Origin of the sequence: Neglectibacter sp. CSJ-5 (assembly GCF_032490475.1) — a bacterium.
GTDB classification, from domain to species: Bacteria; Bacillota; Clostridia; order Oscillospirales; family Acutalibacteraceae; genus Hominenteromicrobium; species Hominenteromicrobium mulieris.
In genome coordinates this window covers 16,529-37,023 of sequence record NZ_JAVYJC010000009.1, presented here as the reverse complement: position 1 = coordinate 37,023, position 20,495 = coordinate 16,529, and the positions used below count along the sequence as shown (strand labels likewise).

Annotated in this window: 17 protein-coding genes; all 17 read right to left on the bottom strand. The window is 37.9% G+C overall.

Annotated elements, in window-relative coordinates:
• On the bottom strand, positions 1–633 hold the full coding sequence (locus R2K26_RS14050) for an RsmD family RNA methyltransferase (RefSeq protein WP_316523109.1): 633 nt from the start codon (positions 631–633) through the stop codon (positions 1–3).
• A 131-nt stretch (positions 634–764) separates the two neighbouring features.
• Positions 765–2,612, bottom strand: coding sequence for an ABC transporter ATP-binding protein (locus tag R2K26_RS14045; RefSeq protein WP_316523107.1), 1,848 nt, complete (start codon positions 2,610–2,612; stop codon positions 765–767).
• Between the two features lie 9 nt (positions 2,613–2,621).
• A complete protein-coding gene (locus tag R2K26_RS14040) occupies positions 2,622–4,400 on the bottom strand; it encodes an ABC transporter ATP-binding protein (protein ID WP_316523104.1) in 1,779 nt (592 codons plus the stop codon).
• 284 nt (positions 4,401–4,684) lie between these two features.
• Complete coding sequence (locus R2K26_RS14035; RefSeq protein WP_316523101.1) at positions 4,685–4,945, bottom strand: phosphopantetheine-binding protein; 261 nt, start codon at positions 4,943–4,945, stop codon at positions 4,685–4,687.
• Positions 4,945–6,249: a radical SAM protein gene (locus tag R2K26_RS14030; RefSeq protein WP_316523097.1), complete on the bottom strand. Its 1,305-nt coding sequence runs from the start codon at positions 6,247–6,249 to the stop codon at positions 4,945–4,947. The genes R2K26_RS14035 and R2K26_RS14030 overlap by 1 nt, the downstream gene beginning before the upstream one ends.
• A 27-nt stretch (positions 6,250–6,276) precedes the next feature.
• A complete protein-coding gene (locus R2K26_RS14025) occupies positions 6,277–7,305 on the bottom strand; it encodes a radical SAM protein (RefSeq protein ID WP_316523094.1) in 1,029 nt (342 codons plus the stop codon).
• Positions 7,306–7,324: 19 nt separating this feature from the next.
• Positions 7,325–8,221: a radical SAM protein gene (locus tag R2K26_RS14020; protein WP_316523088.1), complete on the bottom strand. Its 897-nt coding sequence runs from the start codon at positions 8,219–8,221 to the stop codon at positions 7,325–7,327.
• Positions 8,214–9,434, bottom strand: coding sequence for an aminoacyl--tRNA ligase-related protein (locus tag R2K26_RS14015; RefSeq protein ID WP_316523085.1), 1,221 nt, complete (start codon positions 9,432–9,434; stop codon positions 8,214–8,216). Before R2K26_RS14015 ends, R2K26_RS14020 begins: the two co-directional genes overlap by 8 nt.
• Positions 9,435–9,450: 16 nt before the next feature.
• On the bottom strand, positions 9,451–10,563 hold the full coding sequence (locus R2K26_RS14010) for a glycosyltransferase (protein WP_316523082.1): 1,113 nt from the start codon (positions 10,561–10,563) through the stop codon (positions 9,451–9,453).
• Between the two features lie 15 nt (positions 10,564–10,578).
• Positions 10,579–11,691, bottom strand: coding sequence for a radical SAM protein (locus tag R2K26_RS14005; protein WP_316523079.1), 1,113 nt, complete (start codon positions 11,689–11,691; stop codon positions 10,579–10,581).
• On the bottom strand, positions 11,691–11,933 hold the full coding sequence (locus R2K26_RS14000) for a phosphopantetheine-binding protein (RefSeq protein ID WP_316523075.1): 243 nt from the start codon (positions 11,931–11,933) through the stop codon (positions 11,691–11,693). The genes R2K26_RS14005 and R2K26_RS14000 overlap by 1 nt, the downstream gene beginning before the upstream one ends.
• Before the next feature lie 16 nt (positions 11,934–11,949).
• The gene (locus R2K26_RS13995; protein WP_316523073.1) at positions 11,950–12,873 is read right to left on the bottom strand and encodes a hypothetical protein; all 924 of its coding nucleotides are present in this window, start codon (positions 12,871–12,873) and stop codon (positions 11,950–11,952) included.
• A 38-nt stretch (positions 12,874–12,911) separates the two neighbouring features.
• Positions 12,912–14,732 carry a S8 family serine peptidase gene (locus tag R2K26_RS13990; protein WP_316523070.1) on the bottom strand — a complete coding sequence of 607 codons (1,821 nt, stop codon included), beginning with the start codon at positions 14,730–14,732 and terminating at the stop codon, positions 12,912–12,914.
• 537 nt (positions 14,733–15,269) lie between these two features.
• The gene (locus R2K26_RS13985) at positions 15,270–16,286 is read right to left on the bottom strand and encodes a hypothetical protein (protein ID WP_316523067.1); all 1,017 of its coding nucleotides are present in this window, start codon (positions 16,284–16,286) and stop codon (positions 15,270–15,272) included.
• A gap of 93 nt (positions 16,287–16,379) precedes the next feature.
• Positions 16,380–17,984, bottom strand: coding sequence for a recombinase family protein (locus R2K26_RS13980; protein WP_316523064.1), 1,605 nt, complete (start codon positions 17,982–17,984; stop codon positions 16,380–16,382).
• 15 nt (positions 17,985–17,999) lie between these two features.
• A complete protein-coding gene (locus tag R2K26_RS13975; protein ID WP_316523058.1) occupies positions 18,000–18,827 on the bottom strand; it encodes a recombinase family protein in 828 nt (275 codons plus the stop codon).
• Between the two features lie 2 nt (positions 18,828–18,829).
• Positions 18,830–20,368, bottom strand: a complete 1,539-nt coding sequence (locus tag R2K26_RS13970) for a recombinase family protein (protein WP_316523053.1) — start codon at positions 20,366–20,368, stop codon at positions 18,830–18,832.
• Positions 20,369–20,495 lie beyond the last annotated feature (127 nt).

The window sequence follows — 20,495 nt, the reverse complement described above, 5'->3', positions numbered from 1 at the left end:
CTATTCATTGTTAGGCGAGTAGTGGTAAATTAAACAACGAGATTCTTTCAATTCCTTCTGTAGTGTGAAAAATTTCATTTTTTCTAATTGCCAAATTGTAGATTTCTGTGGTTTAAAAAAGATCAGTTGAACATTTCGAGGCGATAGTAACACAGATTGTTGAATATTTTTCAATACATATATAAACACTTTCATGTGGAAAGGGTTATAAAAGAAAAAATAATTTATAGAAGGATCAATCTTATATTGAATCGCATCTTGTTCAAGAATCTGAATAGTTACATTAGTATTGTTCCTCGCCCATACATTTGAAACGTTTGTTTTGGCTATCTGACATAAATCCGGACGCAATTCAATACCAGTTATCCGAGAACAACCATACAAAGCTGCCATGATTAAAACCCGCCCTTTACCACATCCATAATCAATTAAATGGCTATCTTTTGTAAAAGAGATTTCCGCAAAAATTTTATGTAAATCGGAATAAGAAGATGGTTCATAATCAAAGTTTATGACACGACTACTTCTGAAATGTACAGCACCACATGTTTTCACATTGTATCTATAATCGTTCCAATAATCCACTAAGAAATCTATATATTTATTACGAAACAAATATTCGACAATTCTCATACAGCCTCCGCACTCTTTTTTATTAGCTTCAAAAAACAGAACACTCTACCGTGGCATATATAGCAACCCATCATTCTCTTTGAAAGCTAATGCAAGAAAATTCAAGTTGCATGCATTTCCAACGAATGGCATTATTGATAAAACTGTGCCTGAGCGTACCAAAGCTCGTGGTATTTCCCCGCTTTATCCCGCACCAACTCATCATGGGAACCCATCTGTACAATCTCGCCCTCATGCAAAACGAGAACTTTTGAGCAAAAACGACAACTAGATAAGCGATGAGAAATATAAATAATACCGCTTTCATCCACTAACTGGCAAATATTTTTATAAATTTCACATTCCATACGAGGATCCAACGCAGCTGTCGGTTCATCTAACACCAAAAAAGGTGCTTTCCAATAAATCGCCCGTGCAATTGCAACTTTCTGCGCCTCTCCACCAGATATTTCTTCTCCATTTTCTTCAAAATCATGAAAAAAAACAGTTTCTAACTTTTGTGGAAGATTCTCCACCCAAGAAAGACCTCCAGCTTTTTTCATAGCATCATATACTGAACAAGCATGGTATTCTGAAGAACAAGCTACATTTTCTCCTAAGGTGAAAGAGAACAAATGATAATCTTGAAACACTACACTGAAAAGACACCGGTATTTATCAACTTCTATTGATTGAATATCCTGTCCATTCAGAGTAATCTTTCCCTCTGTAGGCTCATATAAACGACATAGTAGCTTGATGAGGGTCGTTTTACCTGATCCATTCATCCCCACTATAGCAATACGCTCACCATACCGTATAGTCAAATTAATATGATGTAATGCCCATGTATTGGTGTGAGGATACTTAAAAGAAACATTCTGAAACTCCACAACAAATGACTTCGGATCAGAATTCTTGTCAAGAATCGATTCGGTTTTCGGACTTTCATGCACAGGAATAGCAAACAGTTCAAGATAAGGACCCATTTGCTCGCATTCACCCATTAGATTACCAAGCGAATATATCAGATCAGAGATAGAACTAATAAAAACCTGAATACTTCCTGCATACAACACCACAGTACCAATGGTTATTTCCCCATTAATAGCTTTTATCGCAGCAAGCAAAAAGGATGAGAAAGTGATTAATGAATTTACAATGGCCGTCAAGCAAGGAATGGAAGCTTTAGTTCTTCCCATATCCTTCATCAATTTCAATCCAATAGGAGAATTCCACAATTTATTAAATGACAAACACAAAAAATCTTTAAGATGATATATTCGAATGTCTTTACCAAAATGATAATCTCCCAGCAACTGCATAAACATGAATCCACTTCTATTGGCACGGTTTAATTGGTCATTCAAATTTACAATCTTCTGATTTGTCCTGAGTTGTAATCGATAAGACACAAGTATGAATAAAAAAGATATGACCAGTAATAAAACAACTGGACACGAACCGGTCCAAAACGAAGAATCCACCATCTTGGAACGCATTTGAAAAATATTTAGAAAAGACAAAAATGCTAAAATCAAACTAATGATATATTGAATTATTTCCCCAACAGCCTCTATAATCTGTCTTATTCCTCCGAAACGCATATTTTGCTGATCAATAGAGTTTTTTATCCCTTGCACATACTCAGATTCAAGTTTATCATAATCAAGATCCATCATTTTTAGACTAATTGCTTTTTTGAACTCCAACTCCAAACGATACAATGCAACTTCCCGCATGCGCTCAAAAATATTCCCCAAAAGCACGAGAAGCATATTGGCACCAATTACACAACCAGCGTATATAAAAAGTATCGATTTTTTTGTTCCTAGATCCAAAGAATCCAGTATCAAACAGGTAAAAATGTAATTTACAAAAGGGGACAACGCATTCAGAAATGAAATAACTGGTATTACTAAAAATAATAAAGGGGATAGTGAAAGTGCAATTTTTAAAATTCGTCCTGTTTTATAAAAACTGTGTCTAAAAGCTTTCATATTATTCTCTCACTTATAATACTGACTTTGTATCTGGAACAACTCGCTGTACTTGCCACCGTAACGCAGCAATTCCTGATGGGTCCCGCTTTCCTCGATGCGCCCATGATTTAGGAATAAAATTCGATCACAGAATTGTGTGGATGCCAAGCGGTGAGAAACAAAAAGAGAGGTTCGTCCACGAACTAACGTATGATAAACTTTGTACAACTCTTTCTCCGCAATGGGATCTAGCGCAGAGGTAGGTTCGTCCAGAATCAGTGCAGCAAACCTTTTATACATGGCTCTAGCTAGCATCAGCTTTTGCGTTTCTCCGCCAGAAAGTTCCACACCATTTTCATCAATCATTTTTGTCAGAGGGGTATCTAGATCGTGAATAGTATCTCCCAAACCGGATAATTGCAAGCAGGACCAAACTCGCTCCAAATCGATCTGCTTTTGATCAGTTAGAGCGATATTCTGCGCCACTGTCATCGGCAGTACATAGATTGATTGGAAAACAACAGAATATAGTCGATAAACAGATTCTGTTGTCAACTCGGACATAGCTATTCCATTCAGATAGATTTCGCCCTTTGTCGGCTTATATAAACCACACAGTAGCTTAATCAGTGTAGTTTTTCCTGCCCCGTTTTCACCTACCAGTGCGACTTTTTCACCTTTATGGATTGTCAGATTAATGTTCTTTAAAACATCTTGTGAATCCCCAGCATATCGGAAAGAAACATTATGGAACTCAATTTCCAAGGTATCATCTGCATCCAGCTTTAATTCTTTGTAACCAGCACGGATAGTCGGAGTATCCAGATATTTACGTATGATAGACACTTCGTTACTCGTGCGAATGATTAATGCAATCCCTTGCATTATATTTGTAATAAAGTCGGAAAGCCCAACAACAGCTCCAAAATATAATGTAAATTCAGCAATTTGTATTTTCCCGCTAAAAACAGCATAAAAAACATATGCATATGACAACCCATCTCTAAATATCAAGAGCACTAAATTGGCAATAACAGCAATAAAGTTATGCCGAGATATTCGGACTACCCACCCTATCCGTTCTTGTATTAACGAATTAATAATGGATGAAAGCCACTTCTCCATTGAATACAGCTTGATATCTTTGCTATATATATAATTTGTTGTTTTGTCAAAAAGATAATTAAGCTTTTTATCAATAACCGCCCATCGTCCCCGGAGATTATATTCATAAACATTGGTGTATCGCAGCACGAGAAAATACAATCCAGATGTCACCAAAAGGATAACCACAATCCAAGGGCTAAGTATAGAGATAATTCCTATATAGAGCACAAACCCAAGCATTTTCCCTAAAAAGTCGCCTAAGATCTGCAACATACCTGACACACCAGTATTATCATTGAAAAGAGTATTCAAAACATCTTGGAATATATTCTGTCCCTTTTCGCTTTCCACGAACTGATAATCTATCATCATTTTCTTTTTGAAGACTTCAGTTAGATAATGAACTTTGTTATTGGTAAGATGCATCTCATTGACAGCATGGATATATTCATTAACAACATTACACAAAGCAAAAACAAAAGACATGACCCCTACAATAATCAACGCATTCTGAAAAGAAATCTCGCCGGTAACTCCACTAAGAATTACAGTAGGAATGTAAATACCAGCAAACGGCATAACCATACCAATAATTGCCTGCAACAATAAAAAAACGACGATAGGACGCTCCCAATTCCAAGTGTTGCGAAGCACATAGGTGACATTATGAAGTGTCCCGTATCCTTTTTCTGTCCTCATAGTTTAATTCCTTCCTAAGAAGCATGTGGCAGCGTTACAAAAGAAATTCAAACATGCATACAGGAAGACGCATTGCGTCTCCCTGCATACCGATTTTACCAACAGCAATTACAATTTTCTCCAGAGCCTCCCCCGCCGTACAGCATCGCTTTTTTTCTGTTCTTACACGGCTTTACTAGTTTCTTCATGAATTAACCTCCTTCCTATTAAAAATAATAAATATATTAAAAATTATAATATATTTATTTCTGTATATAGTTGTTGAAAAATTCACATATATTTATTTAGGAAGTCGCCGTATTAGGATCATGGAGCAACTCTGCAACAACATTCACGATATGATCAAAAGAAAACAAAAACTCAGGATTTATGTATTCATCTGGTATTTCCACATTAAAACACTCTTCAATATCTACAATAATCGATACTAACTGAATAGAATCGATTTCTTCAAAATGAATAATTGTTTTTTCATTTTCTTTTTCGATAACACCAAGATTATCTAGGATCTCCCATACTTTATTCTCAATTTCTTGTCTATCCATTATATCATTTCCTCCTTAATAGTTACATTAGCTGGATTATCTGTTAAGTGTTCTAACATTTCTCGGTAGAAAAACAAATTTGGCGGACAATTTTTCGTTTTTTGGCAAGCACGATAATGACACATAGGCCGTTTTTTGCACGTATAGCACTTCATAGATTTGCGTATAATTCTTGTCAGCCATTGATCGTGTTTTCTCTCATCAAATGATCCATCTAACCTGCCAAATCTATTCCTGTCACTTTCCATATCACAAGTACATTTTTTAATAACACCATCGGAACTGATCACAAAGGCATTACGTTTCATGGCATAGCATATAGAGCCTGCTGGTCTCATGGCCGATTCAAACACGGTATTTGAATAGAAAAGTGCAAAATCCTTAATTAGTTTTCGATATTCCGATTCCGAACAAAAATTCTCTCGAACCGATTCGTCCACGACTTGTCCATAGTCCTCTGCAACCTGCCAAAATATCCCAAATCTTGGATCATTTAAAAAATTTTCTTGCAAAAAGTCGATAAATTTTTTCGCGTTAACAAGCATAGACTTTGTAAAATTTGTGCGCAACGTAATACGAATGGAATTTGAATGAATATTATTCTTGATATTTCGGAGATTCTCAATAATGCGTTCAGCGGAGCCCGAACCATCTTTAAGAACTCTCTGTTTATCATGGTCTTCCGGCAATCCATCCAACGTAATTTGATATTCCACTACATGGTATTTTTTTAACTCTCTGACAATCTCTTCAGTCAACAAATACCCGTTAGTTGTTATACCAGCAAAATAGACCTTCTTTTTCTGTTTACAGATATTCATAAAAGCCAAAGATAAACGACGTATGACTTCGATACCCTCCAACGGTTCTCCGCCAAACCAGCTAACTATTAAGCCGTCCCGCATTCCTATTTTTTCTTCCACAAAACGTATAAGTTGCATTTGAGTATCTTCCGACATTGTTCCTCGAGCAAATGCTTCATAACAATATGTACACCGAAAGTTACACTCTTCAGTAGTTAGAATATTCAAATGGAGATAGTTATCAAACTCCTGTTTTTTCTCTAATTCGCACATTTCTTCCAATTCGTCTCGTTTTGCATCAATCAAAAATTGCTGTTCAAAAAGCCATTGCTCTAGACCCGTCTTTTGTATGACGAACAGTTCTTCTCTTTGTAAAATATCGCGAACTTTTCTAGCCTGTTCGTCAAAACAACGAACCATTTTCCCTGTTCTCGTATTATACAACGCTATTCCATCTTTCTTTTCAAGAATTTCATTATAATACGAAGGCTTCACTTGCATAACAACATACATCCTTTCCATAATTTACTAGGAGGATTTATTAAATATAATACAAGTCCGACGATCTGCGCAACGTAGCAATTGACCATTCTGTCCAATATAGCAGGGATTACAGCATTGCTTATACCTACAGTGGTTACATAAACTAGTTTCGCTAATGTCACATTGGGAAACCCTGTTGCCCATACCATGACGGAAACATTCACGTATTTGCCCAAGGACCTCACTTGTATTCCAATAAGTAGCAATATCCTTCATCTTTTCTCCCAAAGCATCCAGATGAGGACAGGGAAGAAATGTTCCTCTCACATCAATAGCCATATGAAAACGTCCAGCTTTACAACCTTTATCAACAACTGGAATCTTTGTTCCATAAAGCAACAATCGTAACTCATTAAAGCAACTTTCTACATTAAGGTACTCAGGATATTTTTCACAAAGCTTTTTTAGCCAGATTAAATCGCTATAACTGTAAGGGAAAAATAGTTCCATATCACGGCTGGGCTTATTGGCTAATATACTGATATAATTTACTTGCATCGATTGCGCCAATTCGATCACGTGAATAAGATCTGGTACGTTTGCATGATTGGCTACCCAATTGATTGCACAAGGTACTTTCACCTCACTCACGATACGCATTGCATCCATTGTTTCCATAAATCCATCGCGCGTTTTACTGTGTATTTCCTGCGTTGATCCATTTAAAGAAAGATGACAACAATCCAATCCGGCTTTTTTTAGCCTCTTTGCATATGCAAAAGTTAATGTCGAGCCCGAAGTAGACAGTCTAGTATATAGCCCCAATTTATGAGCATGCTCTATTGCCTCTTCAAGATAAGGATATAAAAGTGGATCTCCACCGCTATACTGTACACAGCATGTACCCATTTGAGCTAACTGATCTAGGTAGCTCTTCAGTAGAGAAAAATCCAAATTCGCTCCATGTCCATATTCATGAAAACAAAAAGGACATTGAAGACTACATTGTTCTGTCAACGCAATGTTTACGTTGATCGGTGCTTCAAAGTACGATTGTTTACGTTTATATCTCATATCTACATTTCACTCTTCTTTAATATGGAATTTGAGATAAAGTATGATGACAATAATCACATACATTCACATATCGTTCTTTCTGAGATATTGAATAATCGGGCCACTTTCGTCTACAAGTACCATTAACACCGTATTTTACTAAGCTCCGAAATAGAGAGTCATTTTCAATAACATTTCGAATCTGCGCATCACTCATTCCAAATCGTAACACACCCTGCCGCAGAAGTGGCGTGGAATAGCTAACGGGTGAACAACAAGAGAAAACACTTCCATCCGGGAATATTGCAATCGCATCTGAACCCAAACAACGATCTTCTACTATCTCATACTCATAAATTAAATCTTTTTCAGATAAATTCTTCTTTGCGGATCCAACCAAAAGAACAGCTGCTTCTAAAACCGGAATCTCTGTAATAGATTTTAACAAAATATTTGCTGTATCTGCTAAGCGCCATGAACTTTGACAAGCCGCGATTTGTACTTCTACCTCCACGAGATATTTCTTACATAGTTTTAAAATCGTCTGTATTGAAGAAACAGGAATAAAATTGGCATGAAATTCGTCATAGGACACCACCAGGTGAGTTAAACCACATTGTTTCAATTTTCGAATCATCGCTTCTGCTCGGGCAGGATTGTCACCCCAAAAACCATTTGTAGCGCATCGAATTTGATAATGACCTTTTGCCATTCCCATCAAGCGAGTAACCTCATCAAAATATAGAAGAACTTCGCCACCACTAAAAAATACTGTTGTAAATTCTCTCATAAAGTATGGAGAGTTAATGATTTGTTCTGCCAACCTAAAATCCATCTTCTCTTCTCGATCAGGGGAGCAGGCAAAACAACAATGTTGACATGCTGCTGGACAAGTAAAGGTATAAATTAACCCAAACGTTTTTTTCCTATTCATCAAATAACCCACCTCTCATTTTTTCTAAAGAAATTGGCCATTTTTGAGGATCAATGCCATTTTGAGAAATAAAAGCGTATACCAAACGTTCCAGCCCAAATCCAGCACACCCGCTTACTAGATACGGAGTCTCTTTCATAGATAATTGGAAATTCCGTGAAAAAAAGCTATCATGGTAATTGACAGACCCGATTGAGACGTCCTTTTCAGATCCTAGATAGGCACGGAATTCTAACTTAAATTTCAACTGTTTTTGCATTTTTATTGTGGTTTCAGCATTATCCGCCAAAAAAAACATATCGCTAGCACTACTACAATATCCAGCAATATGCAAATCCTGAAACAGCTTTGCTCCAAAATCAATCAGCAGTTCTCGCACGGATTGCACGAAGCGGTAGTTTCCAAAGAAAACTATTTCCCGAATAGTAAAGTCTACCATTCTCTCCATTCCAATTGCATACCGTTCTTCATTTCGAAAAGATTTTCCCCGAGAAGTTACTACGAAAGGACGTGGAAGTTCTTTACCACGAAATTGGTGATATGTATGATAACACATAGTCGGAGGTAAACAATACTCCGTTTCCTCCCTTAGATATCGATTAATCTTAGAAGGCGAAGATTTCCGATTTTTCTGAAATTCGCAATATGTTTGCGGATCATGGTGAAGACTATTCACATAATACAAGAGATGGGCACTATTATCAACATAGCCACATAGATCCACGGTAGACTTAGGTATCAATGTTGGATACTGATACTCGACAGCTTTCAGTTCCGATAAGGCAAATCGGCGGATTTTTTGATCTAAGTAGTCAAACAGAGTAATAAGCGGTTCACTAAGAATAATTTGTCCAGTAGCCGCCTCATTTACCCAGCCCCGGCTAACAAGAGCCTGAAAACAGAATAGTTCTTTTTCAGGTGGAGACAAGACCCTCCAAACTGTTTTTTCTTCCATAGTATGAGGTGTTGAAAAATCTTTCTGCAGTAGAATTTCTAATGCTGTCTTTATGTTATCCAATTCCCAAGTCGATCTGCTGGATTTCCATGTTCCCACGTTGCAAATCAATTCAATCCGATCAATATACTCTCCTTCTTCATAGAAACGAAAATCAACAATAGTATCCGATAAATAAAGTATTTTCGCACTCAGTTCACCCTCATACCTATGATGGAGCTTATATCTTACGGGTACAATGATGCTTTTATAGGCCATATAATTCTTCTCTCCTTCAATCACCCTCGATTTCCGCTAAAACACTATCTACAATCCGCAAGGCACCATTCTCAACAGGTGTAGCAAAAAGCTTGTTCTTAAAATCATCCAGTAAACATTCATTAAGCTCTTTATTTATAAAATCAATTATGTCGCGAGTATTTGTTATTCGCTGTGATACACCATACTCCTTTTCTAAAAACTCATACACACCTTTTTCCTGATAAGCTAATCCATTAAATCCAACAATTAACGGAAATGTTCCTGAAGCTAGTGACTCATATACAGTATTCGCACCTGCTTTTGTTAAGCAGATATCGGACGCGCGCAGCAGCACTTCCATATTGGTAACATAACCGTATATAGTTACATTTTTATAACTGGCTAGCCTTTCCTTAAGAAGGTAATATAACACACGATTTTCACCGCAAATGACTAAAAATCGGTAGGAGTTTGAAACTGCTTGAATAGTCTCGATTATCATCGGCAGATATTCTATATTGCCGCCAACGCCACAATTTATGCAGATGACCCAACGCTCGTGAATAGACATGGATTGCCGAATTTCTATTTGACTCCTTTTGTCAAAAAAGCGTTGTCGAATAGGATAACCAGTCAGAACAATTTTACTTGGAGAAATCCCTTTTTGGACTAATTGATTCTTGGAAATATCACTTGGACAAAAATAGGCCGTTGCGCCCTTAGCTTCAAATCCCGGATACATCGTCCGGTAGGGATCAGTAACAACAATAAAAAATTTAGTATGTGCCCCAGATTCCGATAGATAGCGAATAATTGGATAATTAATAAGAGGTGTTACAGAAATAATTGCATCAACATCTTTAGGCAGGTGTTCGTCTAAATACTGTCGAAAAATTGGATATTGACGCGCTCGTTGTTGGGGGCCCTCTAAACGGAAAACTTCTGATAAAATTTCCAACAAACGCATTGATCGTTGCTGAATCAAATTATAAAAATCACTCATAATCCGATTGCTTTCACAAACAGTTTCGTAAAAATCTTCATCTGATTCTACTAGATGACCCGAGGTTTCAAAGATCTCAGCCAAAGCCTCTAACACCGACCGATGCCCACCTCCTGTCATTGCACCATAAACAACTATTTTCATCTTACTATCCTTCTTTCACACATCAAAAGGAAACGGCTTTGTAAAGTTTCTTTCGAAAAACAACGATGGGATAACTCCCTCTGTTTCATGGGTACAGACATCACATTCACGGTGTCTGCCAACCTTTCTTCGATAAGTTTTGGCATGCTCACTATTCCACAACTTTCTAAAATCGTACTCGTAATCAGCTAAATTCCCGATTGCTGGTAGTATCTCGCAAACACCAACTGACCCTTCATATTGAATGAATCCGCCATATTGACCCGCATAACAATGAAAACTCCGTTTTCCTGTTTGCAACGTCTGTTCTACATAACGACATATCCAGCTGTTCATATAAGTCTGAGGGCTATTTACATTTCCCATATTTCCTTGGCACGTTTCCCATTCTACCACTTCCCGACTTTTCCGATACCAATTAACATCCACATTTTTGAGATAATCGCCGTCCCGAGGATGCTGACGTGTTTTTAATACCGATACCATGCTGGGTTCCAATTCTCGGAAACACCAACGAATGAAATCTGGCAAAATTCGCTGATTAACAGTATTCATTGTGGTACATATATATTGGTCATAATTGGGATACTTCTTTAATTTCGAACACTCTCTCCATGTTTGCAAACAGAGAGCATATGAACCCTTCCCTCGAATATAATCATGGTACTCTGGAAAACCATCAAGAGAAAATGCGAGAGATAAATGTTGATGCGGTGCATTAATCAATATTTTTTCAACTGTCTGAAAAACTCTCTGTGTATCCTGCCCATTGGTCGATAAACTCGTCCATATCATTTTATTATTATGTTGGAATAGGGAAACAATTTCTGCTAAGTCATCTCTTAGAAATGGTTCGCCTCCAGAAAAAATTCCTTTCATGATAATACCCATCGAAGACGAGATTTTCCGATATTGATCGATAGTGAGTTCCCTAGATTTTGACTCAGCGCAAGCGTTATCATGAAAGGATGCATTAAAACAATGTCGACACCGAAGCTGACATCTATTAGTAACAAGAATACTCATCATTAGAGGCGTCTCTTCACGCGTACCATAAATCAATGCTGTTCTACGGATTGCCTTTTGAATTTTTCGGAAGTTTTCATTATAAAGTTCCTCGTTGTACACTATGCCTCTCCTCCAGCTTTCATCTTTATTCGCTCTGCTAAGTCTATCACATCTTGGAAAGTATCACATGCAATTAAATCGTCAAATTCAACTGCATCTGTCTCCGCATATGCTTCGATTGCAACAATTATATTTACCTTTGTAAAAGAATCATACTCAAACAAATTGAATGGAGTTTGAGGTGTTACTTCTGTAGAAATGTCTAATAACTCTTTAAGAATCGGCAAAAGAACTCTTTTCAATATTTTAATCTCCTTTTTATCTCATTTTTGCGAGAAAACGATCAAGAAGTTCTTCTTCTTCTATCGATATACCTTCGAGATATCTCTTAATCTTTTGCAGTATTTCTGCTTTACTTGATAAAGCAAACTTGGTAAACAGCTTATTCAAAAAAAGCCATTTCTTAGAAATTTCCAGTAAACACTTACATTCTTCCTCTAAATTGTATTTTTCTATGAGATTTCTTCTTTGGAATAGGGTCAGAAAATTTTGACGGCCAAAACCAAGATAGCTAATTTTCCGAAGCAGCGGGGATACAATTAGATCACTATATGACAATTCTGATAGAATCAATGTGGCATCATCCAATTCTTTTGTTAACAACCGAATATTTTCACTCAGCCTACGCTTTTCAGCTTTTTCATTCAGTTTCCGTATCAGATCCTGCTCATAGTTTTGTGCATGTATTATATCTTGAGTCCTATGGAAAGCGATAAGCTCTATGTTCCCCTTTTTCAGTAGCATCTCTAAATTCAATCTTTTCATTATTGTTGAACTGTAGTCGTAGACATATAACCACTGATCCTCCATACTGGCTATTAAAAGATAATGATACTCTTCCATACCATCAATTGAAATCAGCCATGAACAAGCTTCCGTTGGAACCCGTAAACACAGGTACCCTTGCGTTTGTATGAGTGATTGAAGTTCTTGATAATTATTTGGTCGAGCTTGCCATTTGTCATCTATTCCGTAATATCTTCTTAGGTTTTCAAATAATTCATAATAACTAGAATGATAAATATCCAATCGATCCCGTAAAGGCAAAGCTGCGTCTACACGAACAAAAATACTCCAACTATCAGTAAAGAGCATAGAATAATCTAGTCCCATATTTAGTAGAATATTGCATAAAACATGCTCAATACAATTGCATCCTTTAATAATCGTATTTGTCAGCACAATACACTCCCTCAATTTTCCTATTGCTCTAAGAAATATTATTTCTCAGCAAAAAAATCAATAACAAGATCGACGAGGCCTGTCGTCTGTAAAGCCTCTTCCATATCCAGTACAGGAACTTGTACCATTTGACCTAACTGCTTTTTGAACGACTCATACGCCTCACTTTGTTCAATATTTTCTTTTCGAAACAGCACCCCAAGTACCGGTCGTCTTTCAATGGGATAAACAACAATGGCTACACATCTACAATTGATACAATTTTCCACACCATTTAGTGTACGGAGAATATAAGAAAATTCATCGTGTGGATTTACTACCAACACAAAAGCATCCGGACTGGTTCCTAACAGGAATTCATATTGATGCAAAGGGATTAAGCCAAGATTACTATTACTATAGACAACCGTATTTGACTGCGTTCCTACAAGACATATGTCAACAGCTTCCCGATCAATGCCATGCATCATCTGATTTAGTATTTGCATATTTTCATACCCATCGGTCTCAACATTAGATCGATATCCATAAGGGAATACATAGTTCATACCAAAACAATACGCAGAAGGTTCGCTGCCAATTTGACCCACCCGGTATCCTTTATAACCTAATTGTTCACGCAAAGATAGTTGCAACGTGAACTTTCCTTGCTGAGAACTTGTTCCGATAACAGCTAGCACAGGAGAAACAATTTCATAAAGTTTGCCAAAACGCCCCTTGGGTATATTTGCAGACGTAATATGCGGATAAAAGAACCGGTTAAAGTCTCCCCCTTGACAACGAATCAATTCTTTATACGGTGATAAATCATCAAATGCATAAAGATTTTTATGATTTTGACAACATTTTTCCACAATCTCTTTTAGTAAATCTCGCTTACACCGCCAAGATAGTTCCCCCATATGACCAGCGATTACAGTGTCAAAGGCCAAGGATTTCCAATCGATTGTTTCGTAGTTTTTAATAATCCGATCTGCTACGCTCCGATAAGGTAGCAGTTTTGCAATAGATTCTCCGATATGTGCTGTATATTTCCAATCGTATACATCAACAACAGACATTGTTAACTGAGATTCAAACGCCAAAAGACTGTGAATTTCTTTATTAAAAGGGAGAAGTATTGCTTTTGAATTCTGTAACCATATTGGTGCTTTTTCAACGGGAAGATAGGATTCGAACCGTTGTATCCTTACCGCCTTTTCCCGTACCTTTTCCCATAGCTCCAGACCCGTTCCTTCTTTTTTTAGCTCAGCAAGTAGTATATTTGTCATATTTGCACAAGCAAAGCTATTTCCGCTAATAACTGTATAAGGAGGATCATTCCACGCTACCTTTTGAATACCTCCATAGGCACGGATATTCACAGGAGAATTCTCTATATATTCATACTCTGACTTGTTGCGTGCTTTGCTCGATGTATCCACACCAATTACACAATCAAAAAAAGCTGGGTAAGAAATTGCTCCCTCATTATTATAAGCGGCAACCAGTATACTTCCCGTACTCGCCAGCTCCCGACATAATCTTTCAAGGTGCTCTAGTTGTTCTACTTCATCAAATGAGGTAATCCCAAAACTCATATTGATTACATCGTACCGAACAGCACTTTGACATATATATGTAAGTGCGTCTACTAGACTATCTATAGTACATTGATAATCAGAATCAAAAATTTTTAGAATATGCAAACAGATATCTGAATGTCCTCTGGCAATTAATCCAGCAACTGCTGTGCCATGACCAGTTACATCAATAACATCTTCCAAGCTATTTTGTCCATGATACCCTGTTGTAGTAACAGAAACTCCTTGGAGTACTTTATGCTCGATAATTCCTGAATCAACAATTAACACATCCACAGGTTGTCACCGCCATAATAAATATGATAGAACAGTGGCGCCCATAAAAGAGCGCCACAAAAAAGATGCTTACCAGCAACAATTGCAATTTTCACCGGATGCGTATAAATTCACTATTGTACACTTTTTCTCCGGTTTTCTTAGCTTTGCTTTCTTCATATTAGCTTTACCTCTTTTCAAGTTTTTTGTAAGAAACACAACCATATATTATGGTGAAAGCATCACCAGATCCTTGCTGCACTTAAATTGCTATAATTCTTTCAATTTCCTCACCTCCTTTCTAAGAAACAATTTCTCAACAGTCCAGCCATTTTTCCATAAATTAAATCATGTTGTGCCACTCAACATGGACATCATAAAAAAACAAGTATGCAAAACTGGCAGTAAAAACAAATGAACGCTAGTAAAGCTGTCAAACCTTCTATATTCACAGATTTGAAAGAAATATATTTTTTTGCGCTCTACATTCGTAGCAGAATTAATAGAGAAGGGAAGTTACCACTACACCAAAATGATATGCTTATATCTGTATTAACACTAAATCAAGTTATAAAGTTCGACTATAACATCTTTGTATCGGAGCAATAACTTATTAAGCAAATCTCTAATTTTACATATTTCAAATTGGTTTCTTAATAAACCTTTAATATAGACACCTTTGATTATCGAACACATCTCAAACACCTTTTTACACTTATAATCAAGAAAAGACTCTTTCCCTAATAAATACTCAATTCTGATTTCCATAATTCTAATATGGTCATACAATAATACTAAAGGTTTTCGCAGCAAATAATAAGAGTCTTCATCAATAACTTCCACTAATGAATGGAATGAATTAAAACCAGATTGAAATCCAAAGCATGGGTCAAACTCATTAGGGTAGCTTGCAAGTACAACCGGGCTACTATCTAAAAAAGCTTTTATCTTAGTTTTCAATAGCATCCGATCAAGTACATATGTCTTATTCACAAACTGAACATCTGGCTTCCCGTTCAGGATAACATCCTTATTTATCTCGAAAGTAACTATTCCACACAGATAATCTTTCTCGTTTCTGTCCAAAAAATTATAACCATTGGACAAATCACTAAATCTAATCTTTTTTCTTTTAGGAAGCAAAAAATCAAAATAATCACTAACTAACAAACACTCTGAATCATACCCGTATATAAAAATCTCATGTGCAAGATGCTCTTTACGGTAAGTTGTATATTCTGGAATATAAAACGTATCTATAATTAGCATCACATACAACTCATTATCAATTAATGTCTTTACAAACTCCACTATAGTTCCCGTCTCAACAATACGTCTAGGAATCCGAGATACATTGATAAAAGGACAATTCCACCACAACTTATATATATCCAAGAACTCCATTACAAAGTAGTTTGAACCTTTCGTCTTGTTGAAAACAACATCAATATAATTCTCCAAAATCCAAGGTAAAGTCTTATCAATATTTAGACTGACCAATGATAAAAAATAGTCAATAGACGGCGAAAACCTTATTGGCGGTTCTACAAAAGGCAACTCTCTTTTCTCAATCACAAACAAAATCTCCTCGATTTGTTTCTTTTTTTAGTATAATATCATGTATTTTTGCTTTTGTCAACAAAAAAAATGTGAATCATAACACTATTCTCAGTGAAGCGACTGGATAATTTCAACTCCACCAATGAATCGGATACGAATTTTTTCTTTGGAAAGTACAGCGATTCTCTCGACGATACGGTATACTAAAGTATCAGAGTATTCTGTCAGGTCAAGATCTTCTGCGGAGATGAGTTTCATGATTTTCTTGATTTGGCTTTCTCGACCCATATTCTGCAGGGCATCCAGTTCCGCACGTTTTTTCATTTGTCTCAACTGAAGCATTTTGTCGCTGATTTGCTTGATTCTCAGATCCACGATTTCACTCCCTTCCATCGTAAGCAAGCGGTCTAAGTCCTTGTCCAGCTTATGAAACCGATCTTCTATAATAAGGGGATTAATTGTGGCATTTTCCCCACCGATGCAGTGCAAAAATACTTCCTGCAAGGTAGCGACCATTTCTCTCTGGTAGTCTTGAACTAGGGAACAAATGGCTTTCAGGATGGCGGAGTAGAGTTCATCTTCCTTAAGGCTGGGGGAGTCCTTGCAAGCCTTTGGCCCACATTCCAACCGGTTGATACATCGCCAGACAATTTGCTTTCTCCCATGGATATTCCATGTTACTCTACGGAAGTAGCAACCGCAGTCCCCGCAAACCAACCTTTCGGACAGAGCATATTTACTGGTAAACTTGCCACAGTTGGTTTTTGCTTTCTTGGTATTGGCAGGCTTTTTGCTTCTTCTCCGAGCAAGTTCTTCCTGAATTTCAAAAAACATTTCTCTTGGTATGATAGCCGGATGGTTATCTTTTATATAGTATTGTGGCAATTCGCCGTTATTCTTCTTTACCTTTCCTTCCAGAAAATCTTCGGTATAGGTTTTCTGCAGCAAGACATCGCCTGCATATTTTTCATTTTGCAGGATTCGCAGAATTGTCTGCGTCGTCCACTTAGGCTCCCCTGCAGGGCTTAGAATACCTGCTTTCTCTAGTTTTTCCTTAATTATTTTCAGGCTGTCGCCATTCAGGAATTCCTGCGCAATCATGCGGATGGTTTGAGCATCTTTTAAGATGATCTCCGGTTCCCCATCCAACCCTTTTTGAAAGGCGAAGCCGGTGTAACGGAAAGCGAACCGCCCTTGCTTGTATCCCATGCGAATTCCTTTCGTGACATTGCCACTAATAGATTCGCTTTCAGCCTGGGCGAAGGAACTCAGGCAGGTGAGGAGCATTTCGCTGTTCATGTTTGAAGTGTCGATATTTTCTTTCTCGAATATAACAGGAATTCCCCAGCTTTTGAGAATCCTCACGTGCTTGATGCAATCAAGCGTGTTTCGGGCAAAGCGGGAAATAGATTTTGTCAGAATGAGGTCGATTTTCTTTCTCCTGCACAGTTCAATCATTTCGTTGAATTGCTCTCTCTTTTTTGTCCGTACCCCAGAGATACCGTCATCCGCGAAGATACCGGCAAGCTGCCATCCATCATGCTGGGCAATTTTTTCGGTGTAGTAGTTTACTTGCACCTCAAAGCTGTTTTGCTGTTCCTCTTCTGCAGTGCTTACCCGGCAGTAAGCTGCAACCCTAAGTTCGTGTTTTCGTTTTCGCAAATCGCCCAATGTAGGGTTTGCCGGGATTTCCATAACTACTTTTTGTGACATAAGAAGCTTTCTCCTTTACACTATTTTTTCATTCAGCAACCGCAACTGTACGGAACCGTTCAGTTGCAGTATAACTTGCTTAACGGCTTGGTCGAAAAGCTCTCGGTCCAATTTCATATCGTTGCCATGATCCAGAAACAGGGTTTTTATTTTCATGGTGAGGTGGTCGGATTCCTTAATGCCGCAGGTCTTATACTTTTCGACAGCGCATTCCCAAATCAGGGAAAGCAATTGCTTGGAATCTGCTTCACGCTGATTCATCATTTGATTAATTTCGTTGGTCAATCGGGCTGCCTGTATAGACAGCTTGTTACAAGGAGTAATCACCTGATCCACGCTCTGAGGAGCATGGCAGATGGCAATCATTTTTTCTGTAACTGTTTCCAACAACTCCTTATCAGTGGCGCCGACGCGTCTACCACATTTTTTGCAGTCCCAACGTATTCGCGGAAATTTTTGGGTCATCCTATACAATCTGCTCCCACAATTACTGCAGACCAGCTTTTTTTGAATGAACGCAATGGGAGATTGGGCGGTTGCCCGTTGTTTCCTCATGGAGATAATCGCAGAACCCGTTTCTTTCCTGACGATAGAAGGATATTCGTCAGAATTCCAGTATCTTTCGTCATCCAACATTCTTGCAATCATATTTTTATTCCAATGTGTAGTGTTTTCACGGTAACATATCCCAGTTTGTTCTGCATAATCTGCTAATTGTTGTAGAGAAGCGCCACTAAGATAACAGGAAAATAGTTCTCGAAGTAAAGCGCTTTCTTCCGAGCAGATCAAAATTTTTCCGTCTGCCATATGATACCCGAATGGAAAATACCGTCTCTTTTTCATAACTAAGTTCTCCTCTCCTCCAGTATTAGTCCGTTAACGAGTTGAAAACAGAACTTTTCCTGATAAACGGTAATTTGTCTCACCATACTCCGAAAAACGAAAGCTTCGAATTCCAGCATAGGCTTTGCGTCTTTCAGTAAGTCTAGCAACAAGCGAGTTCCATCGATGGTACTGCTGATCTCGTCCGGTTCTTGAATCTGCCGCAGCTCTCGTCGAAGTTCCTCTATTTTTTGGTTGTTGCGGTTGCTTCGCTCTATAAAAATAGCAGAATCAATACACCCCTTGATCTGCAACCTTGTGAGGGAATAATTCTGCTTAACCAATTCAGATATTTTTTCATTGAGAAACTGTATTTCCGGCCTAATGTATGTTACCTTAGCTTGTAGCTCAACCAGCTGGCATAACATAGTTTTCAAAATATCAATATTATCCAGTAGCTTATTATAAAGAGATAAAAATGTCATATAGACTTCTTTTTCATGCAAAATAGGCATCATGCATAAATCTTTACTTTTTTTATGCAGAGCGCAAAGCCAACTATTCTCTCCATTATGATGGTGTTTGTGAAAGTTGGAACCGCATACCCCACACTGCATCATATTACTTAATGCTACTCTTGGTGCTCGACTTTTCATGGTATATGGAGCCCTTCTCTTCTGGAGTAATTCCTGTACAGAATTATAAACTTCTCTTGAAATAATAGCCGGATGCGAATTCTGAATATAGTACCGGGAAATCTCTCCCTTATTTCTTTTTTCCCTCAAAGGTAATTCGTCGGGGGTATAGTATTTCTGTACCAGTGAATCGCCAACGTACTTTTCATTGGCGAGAATATATCTAATCAGTGAAGGTTGCCATTTTCCCGATAACCTTTTATCTGTTTTGAGCTCTATTCTGTTAAATTCATCAGCAATTTCCTCTGGACTTTTCCCAGCAAGATAACTATCAAATATATAGTTAACTATCGGAACTTCTTTTGGATTTGGAACAAGTGTATTATTTTGAAAAAAGTATCCTAATAGCTCCTTAGATGTAATAAAATCGCCGGATTTCATCCTGTGTCGGTAGCTCCACTTTAAGTTTTTAGAGATAGAGAGGGATTCCTCCTGTGCGGCAGAGCCCAGAATACTTAAGAGCATTTCGCTGCCCATGTTTCCGGTATCGATGTGCTCTTTTTCAAATTCCACCGCGATACCAAGCTGTTTGAGTTCCCGAACCGTCTGGATGCAGTCGAGGGTGTTGCGGGCAAATCTGGAAATGGATTTGACCAAAATGCGGTCAATTTTTCCGGCACGGCAGTCGGCAAGCAGACGTTGAAAATCGTTCCGCTTGTCGGTTGTTGTGCCGGAAACTGCTTCGTCAGCATAAAGACCAGCAAATTCCCATTCGTCTTTGGATTGGATGAAGTCCGTGTAATAGGTTACCTGAGTGGCGAAGGAATTCAGCTGATCAACGGAATCGCTGCTCACGCGGGCATAAGCTGCAACCCGCAGCTTTTTTGTCTGTTCGGCTATAGGCTGTATGATTTTTACCTGCGGCATTTTCGCCACTCCTTTTCGACTGGACATCTTTTTTGACACACCAAAGACTACCACAACCGGTTCCGGATAGCTATCACGACAACCACTAAAGATGGAGCTGTAAGACGCCGTACTTTTCGGCAATAGC

Bases quoted from the DNA above. Each gene is read 5' to 3' on its own strand.
- R2K26_RS14050 (WP_316523109.1), bottom strand. From the start codon at position 633: ATGAGAATTGTCGAATATTTGTTTCGTAATAAATATATAGATTTCTTA.
- R2K26_RS14045 (WP_316523107.1), bottom strand. From the start codon at position 2,612: ATGAAAGCTTTTAGACACAGTTTTTATAAAACAGGACGAATTTTAAAA.
- R2K26_RS14040 (WP_316523104.1), bottom strand. From the start codon at position 4,400: ATGAGGACAGAAAAAGGATACGGGACACTTCATAATGTCACCTATGTG.
- R2K26_RS14035 (WP_316523101.1), bottom strand. From the start codon at position 4,945: ATGGATAGACAAGAAATTGAGAATAAAGTATGGGAGATCCTAGATAAT.
- R2K26_RS14030 (WP_316523097.1), bottom strand. From the start codon at position 6,249: ATGCAAGTGAAGCCTTCGTATTATAATGAAATTCTTGAAAAGAAAGAT.
- R2K26_RS14025 (WP_316523094.1), bottom strand. From the start codon at position 7,305: ATGAGATATAAACGTAAACAATCGTACTTTGAAGCACCGATCAACGTA.
- R2K26_RS14020 (WP_316523088.1), bottom strand. From the start codon at position 8,221: ATGAATAGGAAAAAAACGTTTGGGTTAATTTATACCTTTACTTGTCCA.
- R2K26_RS14015 (WP_316523085.1), bottom strand. From the start codon at position 9,434: ATGGCCTATAAAAGCATCATTGTACCCGTAAGATATAAGCTCCATCAT.
- R2K26_RS14010 (WP_316523082.1), bottom strand. From the start codon at position 10,563: ATGAAAATAGTTGTTTATGGTGCAATGACAGGAGGTGGGCATCGGTCG.
- R2K26_RS13980 (WP_316523064.1), bottom strand. From the start codon at position 17,984: ATGTCACAAAAAGTAGTTATGGAAATCCCGGCAAACCCTACATTGGGC.
- R2K26_RS13975 (WP_316523058.1), bottom strand. From the start codon at position 18,827: ATGAAAAAGAGACGGTATTTTCCATTCGGGTATCATATGGCAGACGGA.
- R2K26_RS13970 (WP_316523053.1), bottom strand. From the start codon at position 20,368: ATGCCGCAGGTAAAAATCATACAGCCTATAGCCGAACAGACAAAAAAG.